The organism is Flavisolibacter tropicus, from assembly GCF_001644645.1.
In the GTDB taxonomy this organism is placed as follows: Bacteria; Bacteroidota; Bacteroidia; order Chitinophagales; family Chitinophagaceae; genus Flavisolibacter; species Flavisolibacter tropicus.
Genome location: NZ_CP011390.1, coordinates 4,350,192 through 4,366,996, shown reverse-complemented (window position 1 = coordinate 4,366,996; position 16,805 = coordinate 4,350,192). Strand labels below are relative to the sequence as shown.

Genomic DNA, 16,805 nt, shown 5'->3' with positions numbered 1-16,805 from the left:
GGAGACTTAGAGCGTTGTTTTCCTTTTACAGAACCTGTTACTTAGTAATATGAGTTAAATAAGAATGCCTCCTTTAGGAGGCATTCTTATTTATGATTTATCTATAAAGATGATTGTATAACGGCAGTATAATAAGCCTAAGTCTCCCCTTTAGGGGGGACAGGGGGTTATCGCAATACCATCTGCCGGTCTGCATCCAGTCGAATCAGGATGAACAGCAGAATGGTAAACGTAAGTAAGGCCGTACCGCCATAGCTTACAAATGGTAATGGGATACCAATTACGGGTGCTAGTCCCACCGTCATGGCCACATTAATGGCAATGTGGAAGAATAAAACGGCGGCTACACCATAGGCATAGCATCGACTGAACACACTTCGTTGTCGCTCGGCCAGAATAATAATCCGGAAAAGCAGCAAGAGATAGACCAATAACAATACGGTAGTACCTACAAAGCCAAAGCCCTCTCCTATTGTACAAAAGATAAAGTCGGTACGCTGCTCGGGTACAAAGTCATAGCGGGTTTGGGTACCCTGTAACAAACCTTTACCCAGTAATCCTCCCGAGCCAATGGCAATCTTTGATTGTCGCACATTGTAGTCGGCGGTATTGTCTTTTTTGGGAGCTCCGGCAGCGTTAGCAATCATTGGGCCTTCTGAATAAGGATTGTCTTTACCGAACAGTGAATAAATACGCTCCACCTGGTGCTTTTGTAACACATTGGCAAACAGGAATGGCACGGCAAAACGCTGTATACCTACACATACAAACCACAAGGCGATAATGGGCACCAAAAGACCTTTATGCTTCCGAATCTGGCGCCTGTTCAACAGGATAACCAACCCCGCAATAACAGTAAGCGAAATAGCTAGTGTATTAGGCTCAATTACTATGGAAGCAATTACCAGGGCGGCAATAGAAAAGGCAATGATCAAAATGGTAGGTGGTAAGCCTTCTCGGTACATCACTAAAAAGAAAGAGAAATACACCAGGGCCAGACCTGTTTCTTTTTGCGCGATAGTGATCAATGCCGGGGTAAGGGCAATAGCTGCTGCAATAAGCTGCGAGCGCTTTTTGCTAAAATCCATATCGGGTAGAGAAATGTACTTGGCCAGCGCCAGGCATACACAGACCTTACAGAACTCGGCCGGCTGAAACTGAATACCTCCCAAACGGATGATCGACTCTGTTCCCTTTACATTGGAGTGAAATGGAAACACCAGCAATAGCAGGAAGATCCCTACGGCATACCAGAGGTTGGCGGTTGCCGGGAAGAACTTACTATCGGTGACCAGTATGAAGATTCCTATGATAAACGAAACGATAAAAAAGACAAACTGCTTACTGTAATCAGTTTTGAAGGTAAAAAAGCTGGAGATGATGGGATCGCCTTCCTTATACGTTACCGCAAAGATGGCCGTCAGCCCGATACCCACTAACAGGATATACAACCAGATGGTTATAACATCCACTCCTTTTGAAATACTTCCCTTACTCTTGCTCATTAGGCTACGGATTTCTTTTTAAGATCAATTAGTTCTTTAGGCAATACAGCTTCCCAAATTGGCAAGTAGGCCAGGCGGGTCTTGGGCTTGGGGGCCGAAGAGTCTTTCTTAGCCGGGGCAGACGGTAATCCTCTGTGAATATATTTTCTAAGATAGCTGCTGTCTTTGGTCAGGTCAAAATAGAGACGTGCACGCGTAGAGTCCTCAATGTATTGTAACCGTGATAGATAAGGAGGCATCAGATTGCTACTGGCAATACGCTCGGCCTCTTTAGCCCGCTCAGGACGCAGCGAATCCGTCAGGTATTTTTCCATTAAGAGCTGTGCAATGTTACCACCCCAGGTAGCACCAAAGCCCGCGTTCTCTACTACTACAGCAATAGCGATCTTTGGATTTTCGCGTGGAGCAAAGCACACAAACATGGAGTTATCTTTCAGCTTCACCTTTTTGCGATCAATGATCCGGTAGTTTTCTGCCGTACCTGTTTTAGCACATACATTAAAGCCCGGTACTTTGGCCACACGAGCTGTACCTATTTCTACCACATCCTGCATACCACTGATCACTGCTTCAAAAGCTGTATCGGAGATATGTGTCAAAACTTCGTGTTTTTGACGGAATTTATTTAGGATGGTATCATCTTTTGTTTCGCCATCAATATCTCTTACAAAATGTGGGGTATAGTAATAGCCTTTGTTTGCAATGATGCACATGGAGTTGGCTAACTGCAGTGGGGTAGCCAGCATCATATCCTGTCCTATACCCAAGGTCAGGTTGGTACAAGAACTCCAGGAGTTGCGGTAAACCCGGTTATAAACGGATGTATCCGGAATACCGGATTTTCTGTATTCACCCGGTAAGTCAACACCCAATTGTACCCCCAATCCAAAGTTATTGAGGTAATGCCTCCATACAGCATAGCCCTCTTCTACATTACGGTACTTGGGGTTATCTACTGCCATGCGGTATACATGGGTAAAATAGGAGTTACAAGAGTTAGCAATTGCCAGGCGCAAAGTGGCAGCGTGGCCACCACCAGAGTGTGTACAAGCAGGCTTTCCAATACCACAGGCATAGTAACGACCGCCACATGGGTAACCAAACCTAGGCGTGATCAACCCTTCATCTAGCGCCACAAGACCACCAATTGGTTTAAACGTAGAGCCTGGAGGATAGGTACCAGCAATAGCTCGGTTCAACAAGGGGCCGGCTACATCTAATACTAGCTTAGAATAGTTTTTCTTTTTTTCAGAGCCGGTCAAGGCATTGGGATCATAATTGGGGCCGGAGACCATGGCAATGATACCACCCGTTTTAGGCTCGAGTGCTACCACAGCCCCTACTTTATTGGCCATTAGTTTCTCAGCCAGCTGCTGAATATCTATATCTATAAAGGTGCGCAGTCCTCTACCAGCTATCGCTGCTGTATCAAACTGCCCATTCTCATATTGACCTACCAAGCGGTTCTTGTTGTCTTTGATCATAAACTGCACACCGCGCTGACCCATCAGTACCCTTTCATAATAAGCTTCTAATCCACTGCGGCCCACGTAGTCGCCAGCCTGGTAAAAACCACCAGAGCGGGCAATGATACCAGAGTCTACCTCACCCACATAGCCCATTACGTGTGGGGCGGCGTTGAACGGATAAACTCTTACAGGACGCTGTTGCAGGTAAAAGCCACTGCTGAAACGCCACATATTCTCTTCCAGGCGTGCATATTTTTCAGGACTTAAAAGCTCCTCAAAAGAAGAAGGACGAAACCGCCCGTTGCGAACAATGGCTTCCACCATGCGCTGCTTAAAGACGGCTGTATCTATCTCCAATAGCTGACAGAGAAATGAAGTATCTACGTTCTTGACCTGTGATGGGGTTACCATCAGGTCGTACATTAAAGTGTTATTTAAGATAGCCTTACCCTTGCGGTCGAAGATGATGCCTCGTGGCGGGTACACTACTTTGCGGAAAACGGCATTTGCCTGTGCCAGTTGTTGGTATTTTCCTGACAGCACTTGAAGGTTGAACAGTTGACCAATGATGACAAGAAAAACGACCAGGAATAACAGGCGTATGATATAGCTCCGCGATTGGTTAAATACCGACATAAATTAGAAATCCGGGGAATAGATATACGAAGTAAGAATGTTTCTACGATGCTGCGATCAATCTTCTGCAAAATTTTTGAAAACTAAGTAGATGCGCAATTCCAAAGTCTTAATTGTTTGTTAGAGCTAGGAGAAAAAGGAGGGAAAGGAAAGAAAAGAGAAGTCAATAAGTCACTGGATAGAGAAACCTGTGAGCTAAGGAGAGAAGGAGAAGGGAGGAAAATGCAAAATGGGAAACGCGAAATTCGAAAAGAAGAAGGAATGTTCAATGCTCAATATTCAACGCTCAATGAGCAATACAGATAAAGAAATAGAAAGTGATTGATCTTCTGGTTTTGCGCGTTGGCTCCCTTCCCCTTCGGGGAGGCCGGGTGGGGCTTCACGTCTCACGTTTGACGTTTCACGGCATTCACTTACCTTGTGTATTATGGACAGGGCCCTTCAATTACAAGAGCAACAAACTTATTTTGCCTCCGGCGCTACCCATTCATATGCTTTTCGGAAGGAACAGCTGGAAAAGCTGAAAGCTGCCTTGTACCAGCATGAAGAAGCGATATATGATGCTTTAGCCAAAGACCTAAAGAAGAATAAGGAAGAGGCCTGGGTAACAGAGATCGGCTTTACCGTTGCTGAAATAAATTATGCCCTGAAGCATTTAAAAAAGTGGATGCGGCCTAAGCGGGTAGGCACCAACCTGCTGAACTTCCCTGGCAAGAGTTTTATCCTGCCCGAACCTTTGGGCGTGGTTTTGATCATTAGCCCCTGGAACTACCCGGTGCAGCTTTTACTATCACCGCTGGTTGGCGCTATTGCTGCTGGGAACTGTGTAGTATTGAAACCCAGTGAATTTGCACCCGCCACAGCCTCTATCCTGGAAACGATCATTACTGAAACGTTTGACCAGCGTTATATAAGTATAATACAGGGCGATGGGGCGACAGTGATTCCACAGATGATGAACAACTTCCGGTTTGATCACGTATTCTACACCGGCAGCACACAAATTGGTACTGTTATTTACGAGATGGCAGCCAAAAAGCTGGTGCCGGTTACACTGGAACTGGGTGGTAAAAGCCCCTGTATCATTGAAAAAGACGCTAATCTGAAAATAGCTGCTAAACGCATTGCACTAACCAAGTTTTCCAATGCCGGCCAGATGTGTGTGGCACCCGATTACTTACTGCTACATGTCAGTATAAAGGATGCTTTTCTTAAAGAATTAAAGCAGCAGATAGGAGCCTTTTATAATACGGAAGGTGTACGCGATTATCATTTTGGCAAGATTGTAAACGACAAATCGTTTCACCGCCTGACCAGTTATATACAAAAGGAACACGTGATCTATGGTGGCCGAATCGACGCTGCCACTCATTTTATTGAACCAACTTTGTTAGATAACCCGCCATTAGATGCCCCTGTGATGCAGGAAGAGATCTTTGGCCCCTTGCTTCCGGTGCTTACATGGGAGCAGGAAGAGGATGTATACCGGATCATCCGCACGCATAAGAACCCGCTGGCCCTGTATGTGTTTACTTCCAGCAATGACCGGGCAAATCACTGGCTCAAGTCCATTCCTTTTGGTGGCGGTTGTATCAACAATGCCAGCTGGCATTTGACCAACCATCAGCTACCCTTTGGTGGCCGGGGCACTAGTGGTATTGGAGCCTACCACGGGCGCTTTTCGTTTGACACTTTTAGTCACCAAAAAGGCATCATGAAAACAGCGACCTGGTTAGACCCTGCCATTAAATACCCACCGTTTAAAGGCAAACTCAACTTGTTTAAAAAACTGATCAAATAAAAAGTCCCGCTTTGGCGGGACTTTTTACTGTACATCAATTCGCATTTATTGAAACAAGAGTTTCCGGTTTTCACTACCTCCTGTTGACTGGTTTGTAATCCGCAACAGGTAGGTACCCGCTTTTAATCCTGCAGGTGTTGGATAAGTGATGGCCGTATCTGTAATACCATTCAGTTGTTTTTGAAAGATCAGGCGGCCATCTATGGTATAAAAAGCTACAACGTAATTCGTGGTCTTTTCAGTATGAATAGAAATAGTAAAAGACTCTTTTACCGGATTTGGAAATACATTGATACTAGTGGTACTGTTTACAATAGCCATGGTATTACTATACTCTACTATTCCGTTTGACACTATTTTTTTGATGCGGTACAGGTTGGTGCCATTGTAAGGGCTTTCATCCATAAAAGAATATTTGTCAGATCCCACCGCCTCATAACCACCATTAGCAATGGTTTTAAAACTGCTTTCCATATCGGTCTTTCTTTCTATCGTATATACGGCTCCGCTTTGGCCAGGCTCTATATTCCAAACCAGCTGGTTGCCTTTTGTAGTCTTTTTCCCATTCACTTGCAGCGATACCGCCAGTGTTATACCATCACAGTTACCCGTCATATTGATATACGACAACTTGGTCAGACAACTACTATTGACAGATGTTTTACTAACATAGGTGGCAATATCAGGCTCCAGCATGTAGGGAATGGTATAAGCTCTACCGGTTCCGATTAGTACGCTATCTACAGCACTTGTCTTTTTATACCATTGATAAGTAGCGCCAGAAATGGCATCGACCGATAAGGTAATGGTACGGTACAAACAATTACTGGTTCTGGTAATTACCAGGTTACCCAATGGCAATACATGGGCATCGTCGAGAGCGGAATTGCCACAAGCATCTGTAGCACGCAGGTTGATAAGACTGTAGGCTACGCCATTGTTGATGTTGAAGAATGGACTGGCCTGTGGGCCAGTAACAATACTTGGACTGGCCGGTGTGCTTCCGATAATTTCATAGGTGAACGGTCCGGCACCATTGACAACAATAGAGTTTACACTAAAGCTATTGTTGTCACACTGGTAGATGGCTGAGTTTTGCTGAGAGGGTGCTACATAAGGGTTAACAACGACCGTATCGTACTGTTTGGTGCCGCACTGGTTTACCGTATATTCAATGACATAGGTGGCAGGACCAAGGTCCTGGAACATGTATATATTACCGCTGCGCGTGGTATAGCTTTGGCTAATAGCAACCGCATCTTTTTTGATGAGGCGAGGCGTAACAGTGCCAAACGTAGCCGAGTAGGAAGTTACCGTTAGATCTCCGGAGCCAGATGCCCAGGTGCCACTAGGGCAGCGCTGTCGTATAGAAAGGCTCTTTGTGAGTGAACTAGCCTGCGGTGTAACATAGGCAGAGTCGCGGCGGCCGCAGTTGTCCACTCCTACTATTTTATATTGAGCGCCGGCAGGCAAGCCCGGCAGATCAACACTTTGCCAGTTACTCCAGGTGCCTATAACGGAATGGAGCAACCGACCATCGGGGTGATAGAAGTAAAAGTTATATGGATTGTTCTTGCTGGTCATTTGCGCTGCCACCGTTGAATTGCCGGCGTTACAGGAGATCCAACTGCTCAGCGTAATACCACGCAGGGGCTCAAAGGTTTGGCACACCCGCAAGGTATCTTCACACCCATCTATAATTACGCCGCAATACGAGCCATAAGGTAGATTAGGAAACACACCGGTTGTATTCCTTGCTATGGTATCATTACTGGCATTCAGTAAATAGTACCTTGGCGTTGTAAGTCCGGTACCCGTAATATTCGCCGTAAAAGCTGTACAGGTAGTGTTGGACTGTGTCAGTGTGGCACTAATTGTGGCCGGTGGTTTTGTTTCGGTAAAGCAACGGGTAAAGGTCATATCAATACAAGTGGGATCATTCTTGATCTTCATACAATAGGTGCCATAGCGCAGATTATGAAATATGCCTGTATTGTTGGTAGCAATCAAAACATTAAGATCGTTGTAGATCTCATAAACGGGGTTCACCAGCCGGCTTGTATCACTGATATAGGCCGTAAAGGTTTTACAAGTACGGTCTGTTCGTATCACATCATTACCCACCGTAGGTGTGTTGTTTTGTGTATTAAAGCAATACGGCGCCGATAAATCGCCACATTCAGATAGCGAACGGATGCAGTAGTTGCCATGTGGTATATTATCAAACACACCCGTACTGTTACACGCCCAAAGGGTACCATCCTCTTTGTATAAACAGAACTGGGTAGCAGATGTACTGGAGTGGCCCTGAAGCGTGTCTACAATCAACGTATTACAGGCCAGGCTGGTCATGCGCACCGCATTGATAACAGGTAATGGTCGGGTAGCTATAAAACAACGTTTAATAGTGGTATCGTAACAATAAGGATCATTCTTGATGTTGATGCAATAAGGACCATAGGGCACATTGGTAAAGACACCTGTAGCATTACATTCCACTATACCATTAGAGCCATCGTCTTTTACCAGGCAGTAAGTGGCCCCAGATATATTCACCCTTCCTGTAACTGTAGCCGTAAACGTAGTACAGGTTTGATTGGATTCCTGCACAGTAGCAGCCACCGAAGGTTTGGGTGGCGTACTTGTAAAACAACGGCTAATAGTAGTATCATAACAGCCATCGGTCATTTTAATGCAATACGATCCATAAGCCAGGTTAGTAAATGTGCCCGTGGTATTACAGCCTATCAATACACTGCTACTGTTGTAGATACAGTAATTGGGAGTGATGAGTCCCAGCGGAGTGGTAATGGCAGCCGTAAATGAGCTATCGCAGCGGTAATTGCTGGTAGCTACAGTAGCTCCCAATGATGGTATTTGCAAGGCAGGTACTGTCCAGGTTTGTGTTTTTACAACGCCACAAGGATCCTTCACTACTATTTGACCAGATAGCTTTTTACCAGCACGAAAGCGAAAAGAGCGTGTAGATGACCAGGTAGTATCGCCCACTGCATTTACAACACCATACATATAGCCGGCAAAGATGGAACCGGAGGCATTAGTGTTTCCTTTGTTGTCAAGCAGGCCTACCACCGCATCGGCGCTATCGCATACCGATCGGTTGATGGAAACACTATTTATGGACCAACTAAAATCGGGGATTGCAATGGAGCGTGTTACCAGGTTATGACAGGCGTCTTCCGACTGTATGTAATAATCGCCAGGTATTAAATTGGAGAAAGTACCTGTAGTGTTATTAGAACCCACCCCAGAAGCAGAACCCGCCATGATGGTGTAAGTAAAAGATGGTCGCCCGCCAGTAGCGGAACCAATACGTATCACACCATCGGCATTGGAGCAACCCGGATTGGTTTTTGTCAGGAAAAAGCTTTGTGCGGTGTACGTTCCGCTAACAACAACACCATCTTGCTCTAACGTACAACCACTGCTACCAACGTCTTGAACAATAACCTTGTACGAGCCGGGACGTAAACCAGTGATAACATTGCTGGATGTATACGGCGTAGAAGTAGGGCCAATGACTTGGAAGTTAAACGGTCCTACTCCACCCGTAACCGTTACTGTAATAGAACCCGTAGATACACACAACGACTCTGTAGTAGTGCAGGAAAAACTCAAGCCAGAACAAGTTTGTGCAAAACCCTGAGCAGCCAACAACAATAGAAAAAAGAGCAGGAAGATCGGTTTTCCCCACAGGATATGGGACCTGGTTTTCATCTTCATAGTGGATTTAGGTTTATTGGGTCAAACACGTCAACATTCTAAAGCAACGATCATTAACAAACTGTCAGAACAGTTGCCTTAAAGAGCATCAACTTGAGTTGCATCATGAACGTATACGATACTCTTTTCAATTATACCATGCAGCCGTTCAAAAATGGTATCTTGCAATAACCGATAAAATCGCTTTAAGCATTTTATAGGGAAGGAGGCTACGTACATATACGTAGCTATTTGCACATATTTATAAAGAAAAACATGTATAGTATTTGCTATATAAACGTTTTGGCTATATGACTCTACGGCAACGCATATTATCACGTCTTTACCCACTGATCATGAGGTTGACAAAAGGAAAGGCGAAGAGGACTTCCAACCACCTGGATACAGTACCCACCTTTTCTTTTTACTCCTTAAAAGCACCTTTGCAAAACAACAGCCTTATTGACTTTAATGTATTAAAAGGAAAAAAAGTGTTGATTGTAAATACGGCCAGCGACTGTGGCTATACCGCCCAGTATGCAGAGCTTCAGGAGCTCTATGAAGAACAAGCACACCACCTGCATATCCTGGCCTTCCCCTCTAACGACTTTGGCCAACAGGAAAAAGGCAACAATACCCAGATCATACAGTTTTGTAAAGATAATTTTGGAGTATCCTTTCCCGTTACCCTAAAAAGCACGGTAAAAAAAGAGCCGGGGCAAAATGCTGTTTTCCGGTGGCTCAGCCAGAAAGAGCAGAATGGCTGGAATGATCAGGCACCCACCTGGAACTTTTGCAAATACCTGATCAATGAAAAAGGGGTACTGACGCATTTCTTTGAATCGGGTGTATCGCCATTGAGCGAGGAGGTGAAGAAAGCGATAGCACACTAGAAGGTTGTTTAACGTTGCTTTGGTACAATCAGTGTTTATATATTTTGACAACCTTAAGCTCCAAACTATTTTGACATGTCGACAAGTGATCTTGTAAGTACCATAGGCGTAACCATGATATTAATAGCCTATTTCTGCAGCACCTTCCGGTGGATGTCGGCGCATGGCCGGCTTTTCTTTTTTCTAAATGCCTTTGGCTCTACGCTTACTTGCCTTGGATCGTTCCTGATTTCTTACTGGCCATTTGTAGCATTGGAAGGCACCTGGACCATTGTTTCACTCATTGGATTTATAAAAGCCCCAAAATGAATGTCTACTTTATCAGTGGTTTAGGAGCTGACCGCCGGGCTTTTCAACGCATTATACTACCACAACAATTTCATATTCATCATATTGATTGGATCAAGCCGCATCGTAGTGAAACCCTTAACCAATATGCACAGCGCTTAACGCAGTTTATTGACACCTCGCAGCCCTTTGCACTGATAGGTCTTTCTATGGGCGGCATGATGGCAACCGCTATGACGGCTTTTGTAAAGCCAACTAAAACGATCTTACTTTCCAGTATCGGTTGTGCCAGAGAGTTACCTTGGTATTTTAGGTTAGCGGGCTCCTTGCGATTATACAAACTGCTACCGAAGACTTTACTGAATCGCCCTACAGAAATGGCTAACTGGCTGTTTGGCGCTAAGAACAAGACCGAACGCAAGGCTCTCAGCCAGATCATTGCAGATGCCGACCCTGACTTCATACGTTGGGCCATTGGTGCGATCTTAACGTGGAATGACAACAAGCGTCCACCACAGTTATTTCATATTCATGGTAACAGGGATAAGATATTGCCGCTTCAATACACACATCCTGATGTAGTGATTGACAAGGGGAGTCACTTTATGGTGTGGACACATGCGGGGGTTATCTCAAAAGCACTGGAACGGGTATTGCAGGAATCATCGCTCTCCCCTGTCCCTTAAAGAGGAGCGCTTCGCGCTGAATGGTTTCACGCAGAGACACTGGGAGCGCAGAGAGAAAGGGTTTCGCACAGAGGAAAGGAGAAAAGGAGAAGTATGTGACTGAAACTAATATGCTTCTAAAAGGACAAGAGTTGTCTAACTATGCGACAAGGTTAGGCTGTGACCTGCTTAGACTGCAACCTGTTGCACGGAGCTTGTTCCAGCTTGAGTGATTGTCAATATGAGATGGAGTAAGCGGGTGTGTATATTTGAGCGTTAGTAGCTATTTAATTATATGACTATAAGATTATCAATTTCACTTTTGCTTTCCCTGGTATCAAGCTATTTGCTTTTTCAAGCGCACAATAACTTCATCTCCGGTATGAATCCTTTCATAGTTGGCGCTATAATAGTTATAGCTATCTCTCTATTCTGCGTAAGTTATATAGTGGTTAACAAGGTTGATAATAAGAACATTAGAATACCAATGCGCATTATTATACTTATTGCGCTTCTCACTCCTGTATTGTTTTTCTTTTTCCAGCAGCCAACGATAAGTAATGGGAATCCTTCGAGGCGGTACGTAGACACGGTAAGCTTTCGCTAGTTAATCATCTGTATAATTGGAGTGAATGTTAATTGGAAATGCTGCTTAATTGTTACTAGCACGAGCTTTCCAAAATGGCATTCAATTACTACCTTGCTTTTATCTACAACAATTAACTACGGACCGGTAGCTAAGCCGCAAGATTACAGACTTTTGTCACTTTGGTAAGCTCCTCTCTGTTATAGGTAAACTATGGACAATAGCCTTAAACTTATACCTGGACAAGAATATTTAGTTACAAAACCATTTGTTGACTATGACGGCATTGTTCATGGAGTTGGAGAAATTTGGACTTATAGAGGTACTAGCTTTCTGCCTTATGATGATGGGCTAACGCTACATGTCACAAACAATGGCAAAGAAGAAGTTTATCGACTTCAATGGCGCAAAGAAGCACAGGCTGAAATTATTGAAAACTTCAACGGCTATGTTGAACTATCCTAGATTCAACTCATAAATGCAAAGTTGATTTATTAAATTCAAAAGGGAAACATCCAATCATTTGCGGTGAAGATGTCTCCCTTTTACTTAGTAAGTAACTTAGTATGGATAAAGTTAGATCATTTAACCAACTGGGACAAGATGAACGCACCCAAATTGAAGTTCTTTTACAACAGGGATTGTCTTTCAGCGCCATTGCCCTGGTGTTGAACCGTTCGGTGTCCACCATCTGTAGGGAAGTGAAAAGAAACCGGGTAGGCAAGGCCAAATATCTAGGCCAGGTGGCGGAAAGGCGGTGCCGCCTGCGACACCGGCAAAAGAAAAAGCACGAGCTTTTTTCGGCCTCGATGAAGGCGTTTGTTTTCGCTCAACTGAAAACCAAAAGACTCTCTCCGGAACTCATTGCGGTGGAAGGCAAAAAACACTTTTGCGGCTTTGTCTCAGCAGAATGGATTTACCAGTGGATCTGGCAGATGAAGTTTTCCAAAAGCCGTAAAGACCAGTGTTACCAGCAGTTGTACCGGTACCTGCGGCATGCAGCAAGAAAGCGAAAACGAGGCAATAAAAGAAAGATGCGGGGCAATATCATTGACAGAAGGTGGATCGAGCTGCGGCCTAAAAGGGCTGCACAAAGAAGCCAAAAGGGCCATTTGGAATGCGATATCATGCTGGGAAAAAACAGAAAACCCGGGTTGTTGGTGGTGCTGGACCGCAAAACCCGTAAGACCTGGATCCGGCACCTGAAAAACAAGGACAGTGTTTATGTGATTGGTAAAATAAAGCGGATTGTACAAAGCTGCGGGGCAAAGACGATTACCTTTGATAACGACCAGAGCTTTGCCCTACACTACAAGCTAAAGGTTCCCACCTTTTTTACCCATCCTTACTCCTCGCAGGAAAAAGGATCGGTGGAAAATCGTATCGGTTTGATCCGCATGTTCTTTCCCAAGCAGACCGACTTTTCGTTAGTCAGTCAGGCGGCAGTCAAAAAAGTAGAGGATTTGATCAACAACCGCCCTTTGAGAATGTTTGGCTATCAAACACCTAATCAACTACACCTTTAATCCTAACCCTTTTGAATAACTCCGCCGGAGGCACAATCCCTTTACCTTTAAAACAACCTTTGCATTTATGAGTTGAACACGGCTATACTAATGGCTGATATTGCTCTTGGTAGTATAAACAATTAATGAATTGAGGGCCAAAGTGAGGCAACAATGAATATGCACTCTTCTTAATGTCTTAAAACGTAGGCTATTGTCACTTAGAATATGGAACAGGAAGTATTTTCGGATATCGTAAAGAATTATTTAAGTGAGCGTTACCCGCAATTCTTGGATAGCATCAAGTATAAAGCAGACGGATCTTTTGATTGTTCATTGAAGAATCCTGCTAAAGAATTCTCCGTTTGGATCGATACTTCTAACGAGGAAATTACGATTGGGCTGGAAGATCCAGCATCGATTTCAGGATGTCATACACATTTTACACCCTATGAAGATGACACGGTTGAAGTGCTTAGCGACCTATCGAAGTTATTGGAAGAAATCTTTACTAATAAGTGCGTGTTTTACCATAGCAATATATCTGGATTTTCATGGAGTAGCGATATTGTGAAAACCCTAATTGAAAAGAAGGCTGAGGAAGCTATCGAATTCTTTACTTGGGACGGTCCAGTAAGTATTTAATTTAATATATACGAACCTAGGGGCTAAGCGGGGTCTTCACCGCCTGGCCCCTGTAGTGCGAGGAGCCCAGCTTGTGTTTGAAATCGACAATTGGCGACGTGTTTTTCACCAACGACAGTAGCAGTGCAACCACTGGCAAGAGCCGCTGTGTGGCCTTTGACCAACAGCCAAATATCATACTATTCACCTTGGCTCAATGGTTATTCCTTTGCGTTTTGCATACTCTTCATAAAAATCCCAACCCATGCCAACCACAGCATTTTTTTCAAGAACAATTGGAGTTAGTTGTTCCTTAGTAATGTCGCCTTCAGCCTTTTTGGTATTGGTGTAATACCATACAACTTCCATTGTATTACCAGCTGAATCAGTTTTAAATTCCCTACTATAAGGATTGTTTATTATGACACCTTCTTTCTTGGTGACCATACTGGTATTGATATATGTTTTTATTTTTTGAATTCCCCCCATTGCTTCCAACGCTTTGGTTTTAGTAACCCCAATATCCACTTTTAATAAATTAGCCTGGTTATAAGATCCCAACTCCTCTCGTGTTGGCTTTTTTGGCAGGGCTTGGGCCGAAATAGTATGGGTGGCAAGAATTAATGCGCACACCAGTATAGCTGCTGATTTCATATCAATTTAAGTTTAATTGATAAATCATTTATTTGCTATTTCAAACGTACTATAATAAACCAAGACATCAAATACGCGGGCAAAAAGCGAGCAAATAAAGGCAAATCCTTTCTCTTCCCTGCCGAATGTCACTTTTGGCTTTTTGTGCTGCAGGTATTGACTTGGCAGCTCTGTGAAAAGTAACAGCAAATGATATGCGATTATTGGCATACACGCTAACATCGCCGCGTCCCTGTAGCCACGCGTACAAAAGCTGAGCTTAGGAGATTCGGCGGGAAAGAAATTCTATTAGAAAGATTGGTTCTTTGAGCGTTGGCTTTCTCCCCTTTAGGGGTTTGGGGGTGTGCGCAGCCTTCCTTTCAAGTCTCACGTTTGACATTTCACGCCCCCGCTACACTGCACATTTCTCATGATAATCTATCAACTGAATCGGTGTGCGCTGAAACTCAAAACCGTCATAGTGTTTTACAATTTCATCCAGCACTTCGTCAATCGGTGCTACCTCCGGTAGGGTTACCAGCTTCGCGCGAAACTCTTTTATATTGGGTAAGCCCTTCAGGTAATTCGTATAATGGCGGCGCATTTCATTGATGCCGGCAAAAGGCCCCTTCCACTCTACCGAGCGGTGCAGGTGCTGTTTTATGACTTCAACACGTTGTTGTATGTTGGGCGGTGGCAGGTGCTCACCGGTTTTTACAAAATGTTTGATCTCGTTGAATATCCAAGGATAACCAATAGCGGCACGACCGATCATGATACCATCTACCCCATAGCGGTTTTTATAGGCCAGGGCTTTTTCTGGCGAGTCGATATCACCATTACCAAAGATGGGAATCTGAATGCGGGGGTTCTCTTTTACCTTGGCGATGTGTGTCCAGTCGGCCACACCTTTATACAGCTGGCAACGCGTGCGGCCATGAATGGCCAAGGCTTTAATACCCACATCCTGCAGACGTTCTGCCACTTCTTCAATATTGATGGTGTTATCGTCCCAGCCCAGGCGGGTTTTTACCGTTACCGGCAGCTTGGTGGAATTCACCACCGCCTTTGTCAGGCGTACCATCAGGTCGATGTCTTTCAATACACCCGCACCAGCACCTTTGCTCACCACTTTTTTTACCGGGCAACCAAAGTTGATGTCCAGCAGGTCAGGGTTTACCGTATCCACGATCTTGGCACTTAGGCCCATGGCTTCTTCATCACCACCAAAGATCTGGATGCCTACGGGGCGCTCGCTTTCAAAGATGTCCAGCTTCTGACGGCTTTTAATGGCATCGCGGATCAGACCCTCGCTGCTGATAAACTCGGTATACATCAGGTCGGCGCCATTGGTCTTGCACACGGCACGAAACGGCGGGTCGCTGACATCTTCCATAGGTGCCAGTAAAAGCGGGAAATCGGGGAGCTCTATATTTTCTATTTTAACCAAGGCTGCTGTATTGATGATTGTGGACTTATCTTCGAGGCGCAAAATTAGCACTCTGAAAGCGGGAAACTATGCAAACATATCTTAAAACAAAGCCAGTCTGGATGCAAATCATCTTATTCCTGGGTATGACCTTCGGATTGGCGGCGACATTTTTATTTATCGGCACCTTCATCATCTCCAAGATTACAGGCATCAATATGATGACGCTGGGAGATATTTCCAAGTGGGATCCTTCAAATCCAGGGATGTTCACCGCTATACGGGGTATGATCCTGATGCAGTTCCTGGGTGTTTTCCTGATCCCTTCTCTACTGTTTGCTTACTTTTCTGACCCCAAGCCGGGTTACTACCTGGGTTTGCGACCACCTTTTAAGGCCGCCTTTTGGATTATAGGCATAGCCATCATGTTTTTGGCGGTTCCGCTGGTAGAGTATTTTGGCGTATTAAACAAGCAGATTCATTTTGGCCCCGGTATACAGCAGCAAGCGCAGAAAATGGAACAAGATGCCGCCAAAACCATCCAATTCATGCTGGGTAAGCACACCTTATCCAACCTGTTCATCAACCTGCTTTTTATAGCGGCCTTTGCCGGTATTGGCGAAGAGCTGTTTTTCCGTGGCATATTGCAACGTCTTTTTATTAAAAGCACACGTAGCCCCTGGGCCGGTATTATCATCGCGGCCTTCTTTTTCTCGTTTTTCCATTTCCAATTCTTTGGCTTTATTCCCCGCTTTGTACTAGGTATTTTGTTGGGTGCTATTTACTGGTACAGTGGCAGTCTGTGGCCGGCGATTATTGCTCATTTTGTATATGATGGCTTAATACTGGTACTGGCCTATATGAACCCCAAAATGGTAACAGATGCCGATACGCCTATGATTGCAACCTCTTACCTGTGGGTAGGCGCACTGATCAGTGCCGCTATTGTGGGGGGCTTATTATGGTGGATGAAAAACAACTCCGCGAACTCGTATGAACGTGTATACGCCGGCGACCGTATGGAAACTCAAGACTTTACTTTCTAATC

General features: G+C 44.6%; 13 protein-coding genes. 8 read left to right on the top strand and 5 right to left on the bottom strand.

What is annotated here, in order from left to right; translation table 11 throughout:
- Nucleotides 1–167: 167 nt before the first annotated feature.
- Nucleotides 168–1,505, bottom strand: coding sequence for a rod shape-determining protein RodA (gene rodA / locus SY85_RS18680; protein WP_066406453.1), 1,338 nt, complete (start codon nt 1,503–1,505; stop codon nt 168–170).
- A complete protein-coding gene (gene mrdA / locus SY85_RS18675; RefSeq protein WP_066406452.1) occupies nt 1,505–3,610 on the bottom strand; it encodes a penicillin-binding protein 2 in 2,106 nt (701 codons plus the stop codon). Before mrdA ends, rodA begins: the two co-directional genes overlap by 1 nt.
- 427 nt (nt 3,611–4,037) lie before the next feature.
- Here mrdA and SY85_RS18665 point away from each other — a divergent pair, with 427 nt between their 5' ends.
- Entirely contained in the window at nt 4,038–5,411 is a 1,374-nt protein-coding gene (locus SY85_RS18665; RefSeq protein ID WP_226998897.1) for an aldehyde dehydrogenase, read from the top strand.
- A gap of 45 nt (nt 5,412–5,456) precedes the next feature.
- Here SY85_RS18665 and SY85_RS18660 read toward each other — a convergent pair whose 3' ends face one another.
- Nucleotides 5,457–9,149, bottom strand: a complete 3,693-nt coding sequence (locus tag SY85_RS18660) for a T9SS type A sorting domain-containing protein (RefSeq protein ID WP_158513002.1) — start codon at nt 9,147–9,149, stop codon at nt 5,457–5,459.
- Nucleotides 9,150–9,490: 341 nt separating this feature from the next.
- On the opposite strand from SY85_RS18660, the gene SY85_RS18655 reads away from it, so the two are divergent.
- The 6 genes from SY85_RS18655 (at nt 9,491) to SY85_RS18625 (ending at nt 13,716) form a co-directional block, all read left to right on the top strand.
- On the top strand, nt 9,491–10,027 hold the full coding sequence (locus SY85_RS18655; protein ID WP_226998895.1) for a glutathione peroxidase: 537 nt from the start codon (nt 9,491–9,493) through the stop codon (nt 10,025–10,027).
- Between the two features lie 75 nt (nt 10,028–10,102).
- On the top strand, nt 10,103–10,336 hold the full coding sequence (locus tag SY85_RS18650) for a CBU_0592 family membrane protein (protein WP_066406445.1): 234 nt from the start codon (nt 10,103–10,105) through the stop codon (nt 10,334–10,336).
- Nucleotides 10,333–11,001: an alpha/beta fold hydrolase gene (locus tag SY85_RS18645; RefSeq protein ID WP_066406444.1), complete on the top strand. Its 669-nt coding sequence runs from the start codon at nt 10,333–10,335 to the stop codon at nt 10,999–11,001. Before SY85_RS18650 ends, SY85_RS18645 begins: the two co-directional genes overlap by 4 nt.
- A 778-nt stretch (nt 11,002–11,779) precedes the next feature.
- A complete protein-coding gene (locus tag SY85_RS18635; RefSeq protein WP_066406440.1) occupies nt 11,780–12,031 on the top strand; it encodes a DUF3601 domain-containing protein in 252 nt (83 codons plus the stop codon).
- A 101-nt stretch (nt 12,032–12,132) separates the two neighbouring features.
- A complete protein-coding gene (locus SY85_RS18630; protein ID WP_066406439.1) occupies nt 12,133–13,092 on the top strand; it encodes an IS30 family transposase in 960 nt (319 codons plus the stop codon).
- Between the two features lie 207 nt (nt 13,093–13,299).
- Nucleotides 13,300–13,716: a hypothetical protein gene (locus SY85_RS18625; RefSeq protein WP_066406435.1), complete on the top strand. Its 417-nt coding sequence runs from the start codon at nt 13,300–13,302 to the stop codon at nt 13,714–13,716.
- Nucleotides 13,717–13,899: 183 nt separating this feature from the next.
- On the opposite strand, the gene SY85_RS18620 is transcribed toward SY85_RS18625, so the two are convergent.
- Nucleotides 13,900–14,349 carry a DUF3192 domain-containing protein gene (locus SY85_RS18620; protein ID WP_066406434.1) on the bottom strand — a complete coding sequence of 150 codons (450 nt, stop codon included), beginning with the start codon at nt 14,347–14,349 and terminating at the stop codon, nt 13,900–13,902.
- Between the two features lie 391 nt (nt 14,350–14,740).
- Nucleotides 14,741–15,778: a tRNA dihydrouridine synthase DusB gene (dusB, locus tag SY85_RS18615; protein ID WP_066409976.1), complete on the bottom strand. Its 1,038-nt coding sequence runs from the start codon at nt 15,776–15,778 to the stop codon at nt 14,741–14,743.
- Nucleotides 15,779–15,846: 68 nt separating this feature from the next.
- Between dusB and SY85_RS18610 the strand changes: the two genes are divergently transcribed.
- On the top strand, nt 15,847–16,803 hold the full coding sequence (locus SY85_RS18610) for a CPBP family intramembrane glutamic endopeptidase (RefSeq protein ID WP_082886588.1): 957 nt from the start codon (nt 15,847–15,849) through the stop codon (nt 16,801–16,803).
- The last annotated feature ends 2 nt before the right edge of the window (nt 16,804–16,805 follow it).

Excerpts from the sequence above, each read along its gene's own strand:
- rodA (WP_066406453.1), bottom strand. The coding sequence starts at position 1,505 with ATGAGCAAGAGTAAGGGAAGTATTTCAAAAGGAGTGGATGTTATAACC.
- mrdA (WP_066406452.1), bottom strand. The coding sequence starts at position 3,610 with ATGTCGGTATTTAACCAATCGCGGAGCTATATCATACGCCTGTTATTC.
- SY85_RS18665 (WP_226998897.1), top strand. The coding sequence starts at position 4,038 with ATGGACAGGGCCCTTCAATTACAAGAGCAACAAACTTATTTTGCCTCC.
- SY85_RS18660 (WP_158513002.1), bottom strand. The coding sequence starts at position 9,149 with ATGAAAACCAGGTCCCATATCCTGTGGGGAAAACCGATCTTCCTGCTC.
- SY85_RS18655 (WP_226998895.1), top strand. The coding sequence starts at position 9,491 with ATGAGGTTGACAAAAGGAAAGGCGAAGAGGACTTCCAACCACCTGGAT.
- SY85_RS18650 (WP_066406445.1), top strand. The coding sequence starts at position 10,103 with ATGTCGACAAGTGATCTTGTAAGTACCATAGGCGTAACCATGATATTA.
- SY85_RS18645 (WP_066406444.1), top strand. The coding sequence starts at position 10,333 with ATGAATGTCTACTTTATCAGTGGTTTAGGAGCTGACCGCCGGGCTTTT.
- SY85_RS18635 (WP_066406440.1), top strand. The coding sequence starts at position 11,780 with ATGGACAATAGCCTTAAACTTATACCTGGACAAGAATATTTAGTTACA.
- SY85_RS18630 (WP_066406439.1), top strand. The coding sequence starts at position 12,133 with ATGGATAAAGTTAGATCATTTAACCAACTGGGACAAGATGAACGCACC.
- SY85_RS18625 (WP_066406435.1), top strand. The coding sequence starts at position 13,300 with ATGGAACAGGAAGTATTTTCGGATATCGTAAAGAATTATTTAAGTGAG.
- SY85_RS18620 (WP_066406434.1), bottom strand. The coding sequence starts at position 14,349 with ATGAAATCAGCAGCTATACTGGTGTGCGCATTAATTCTTGCCACCCAT.
- SY85_RS18610 (WP_082886588.1), top strand. The coding sequence starts at position 15,847 with ATGCAAACATATCTTAAAACAAAGCCAGTCTGGATGCAAATCATCTTA.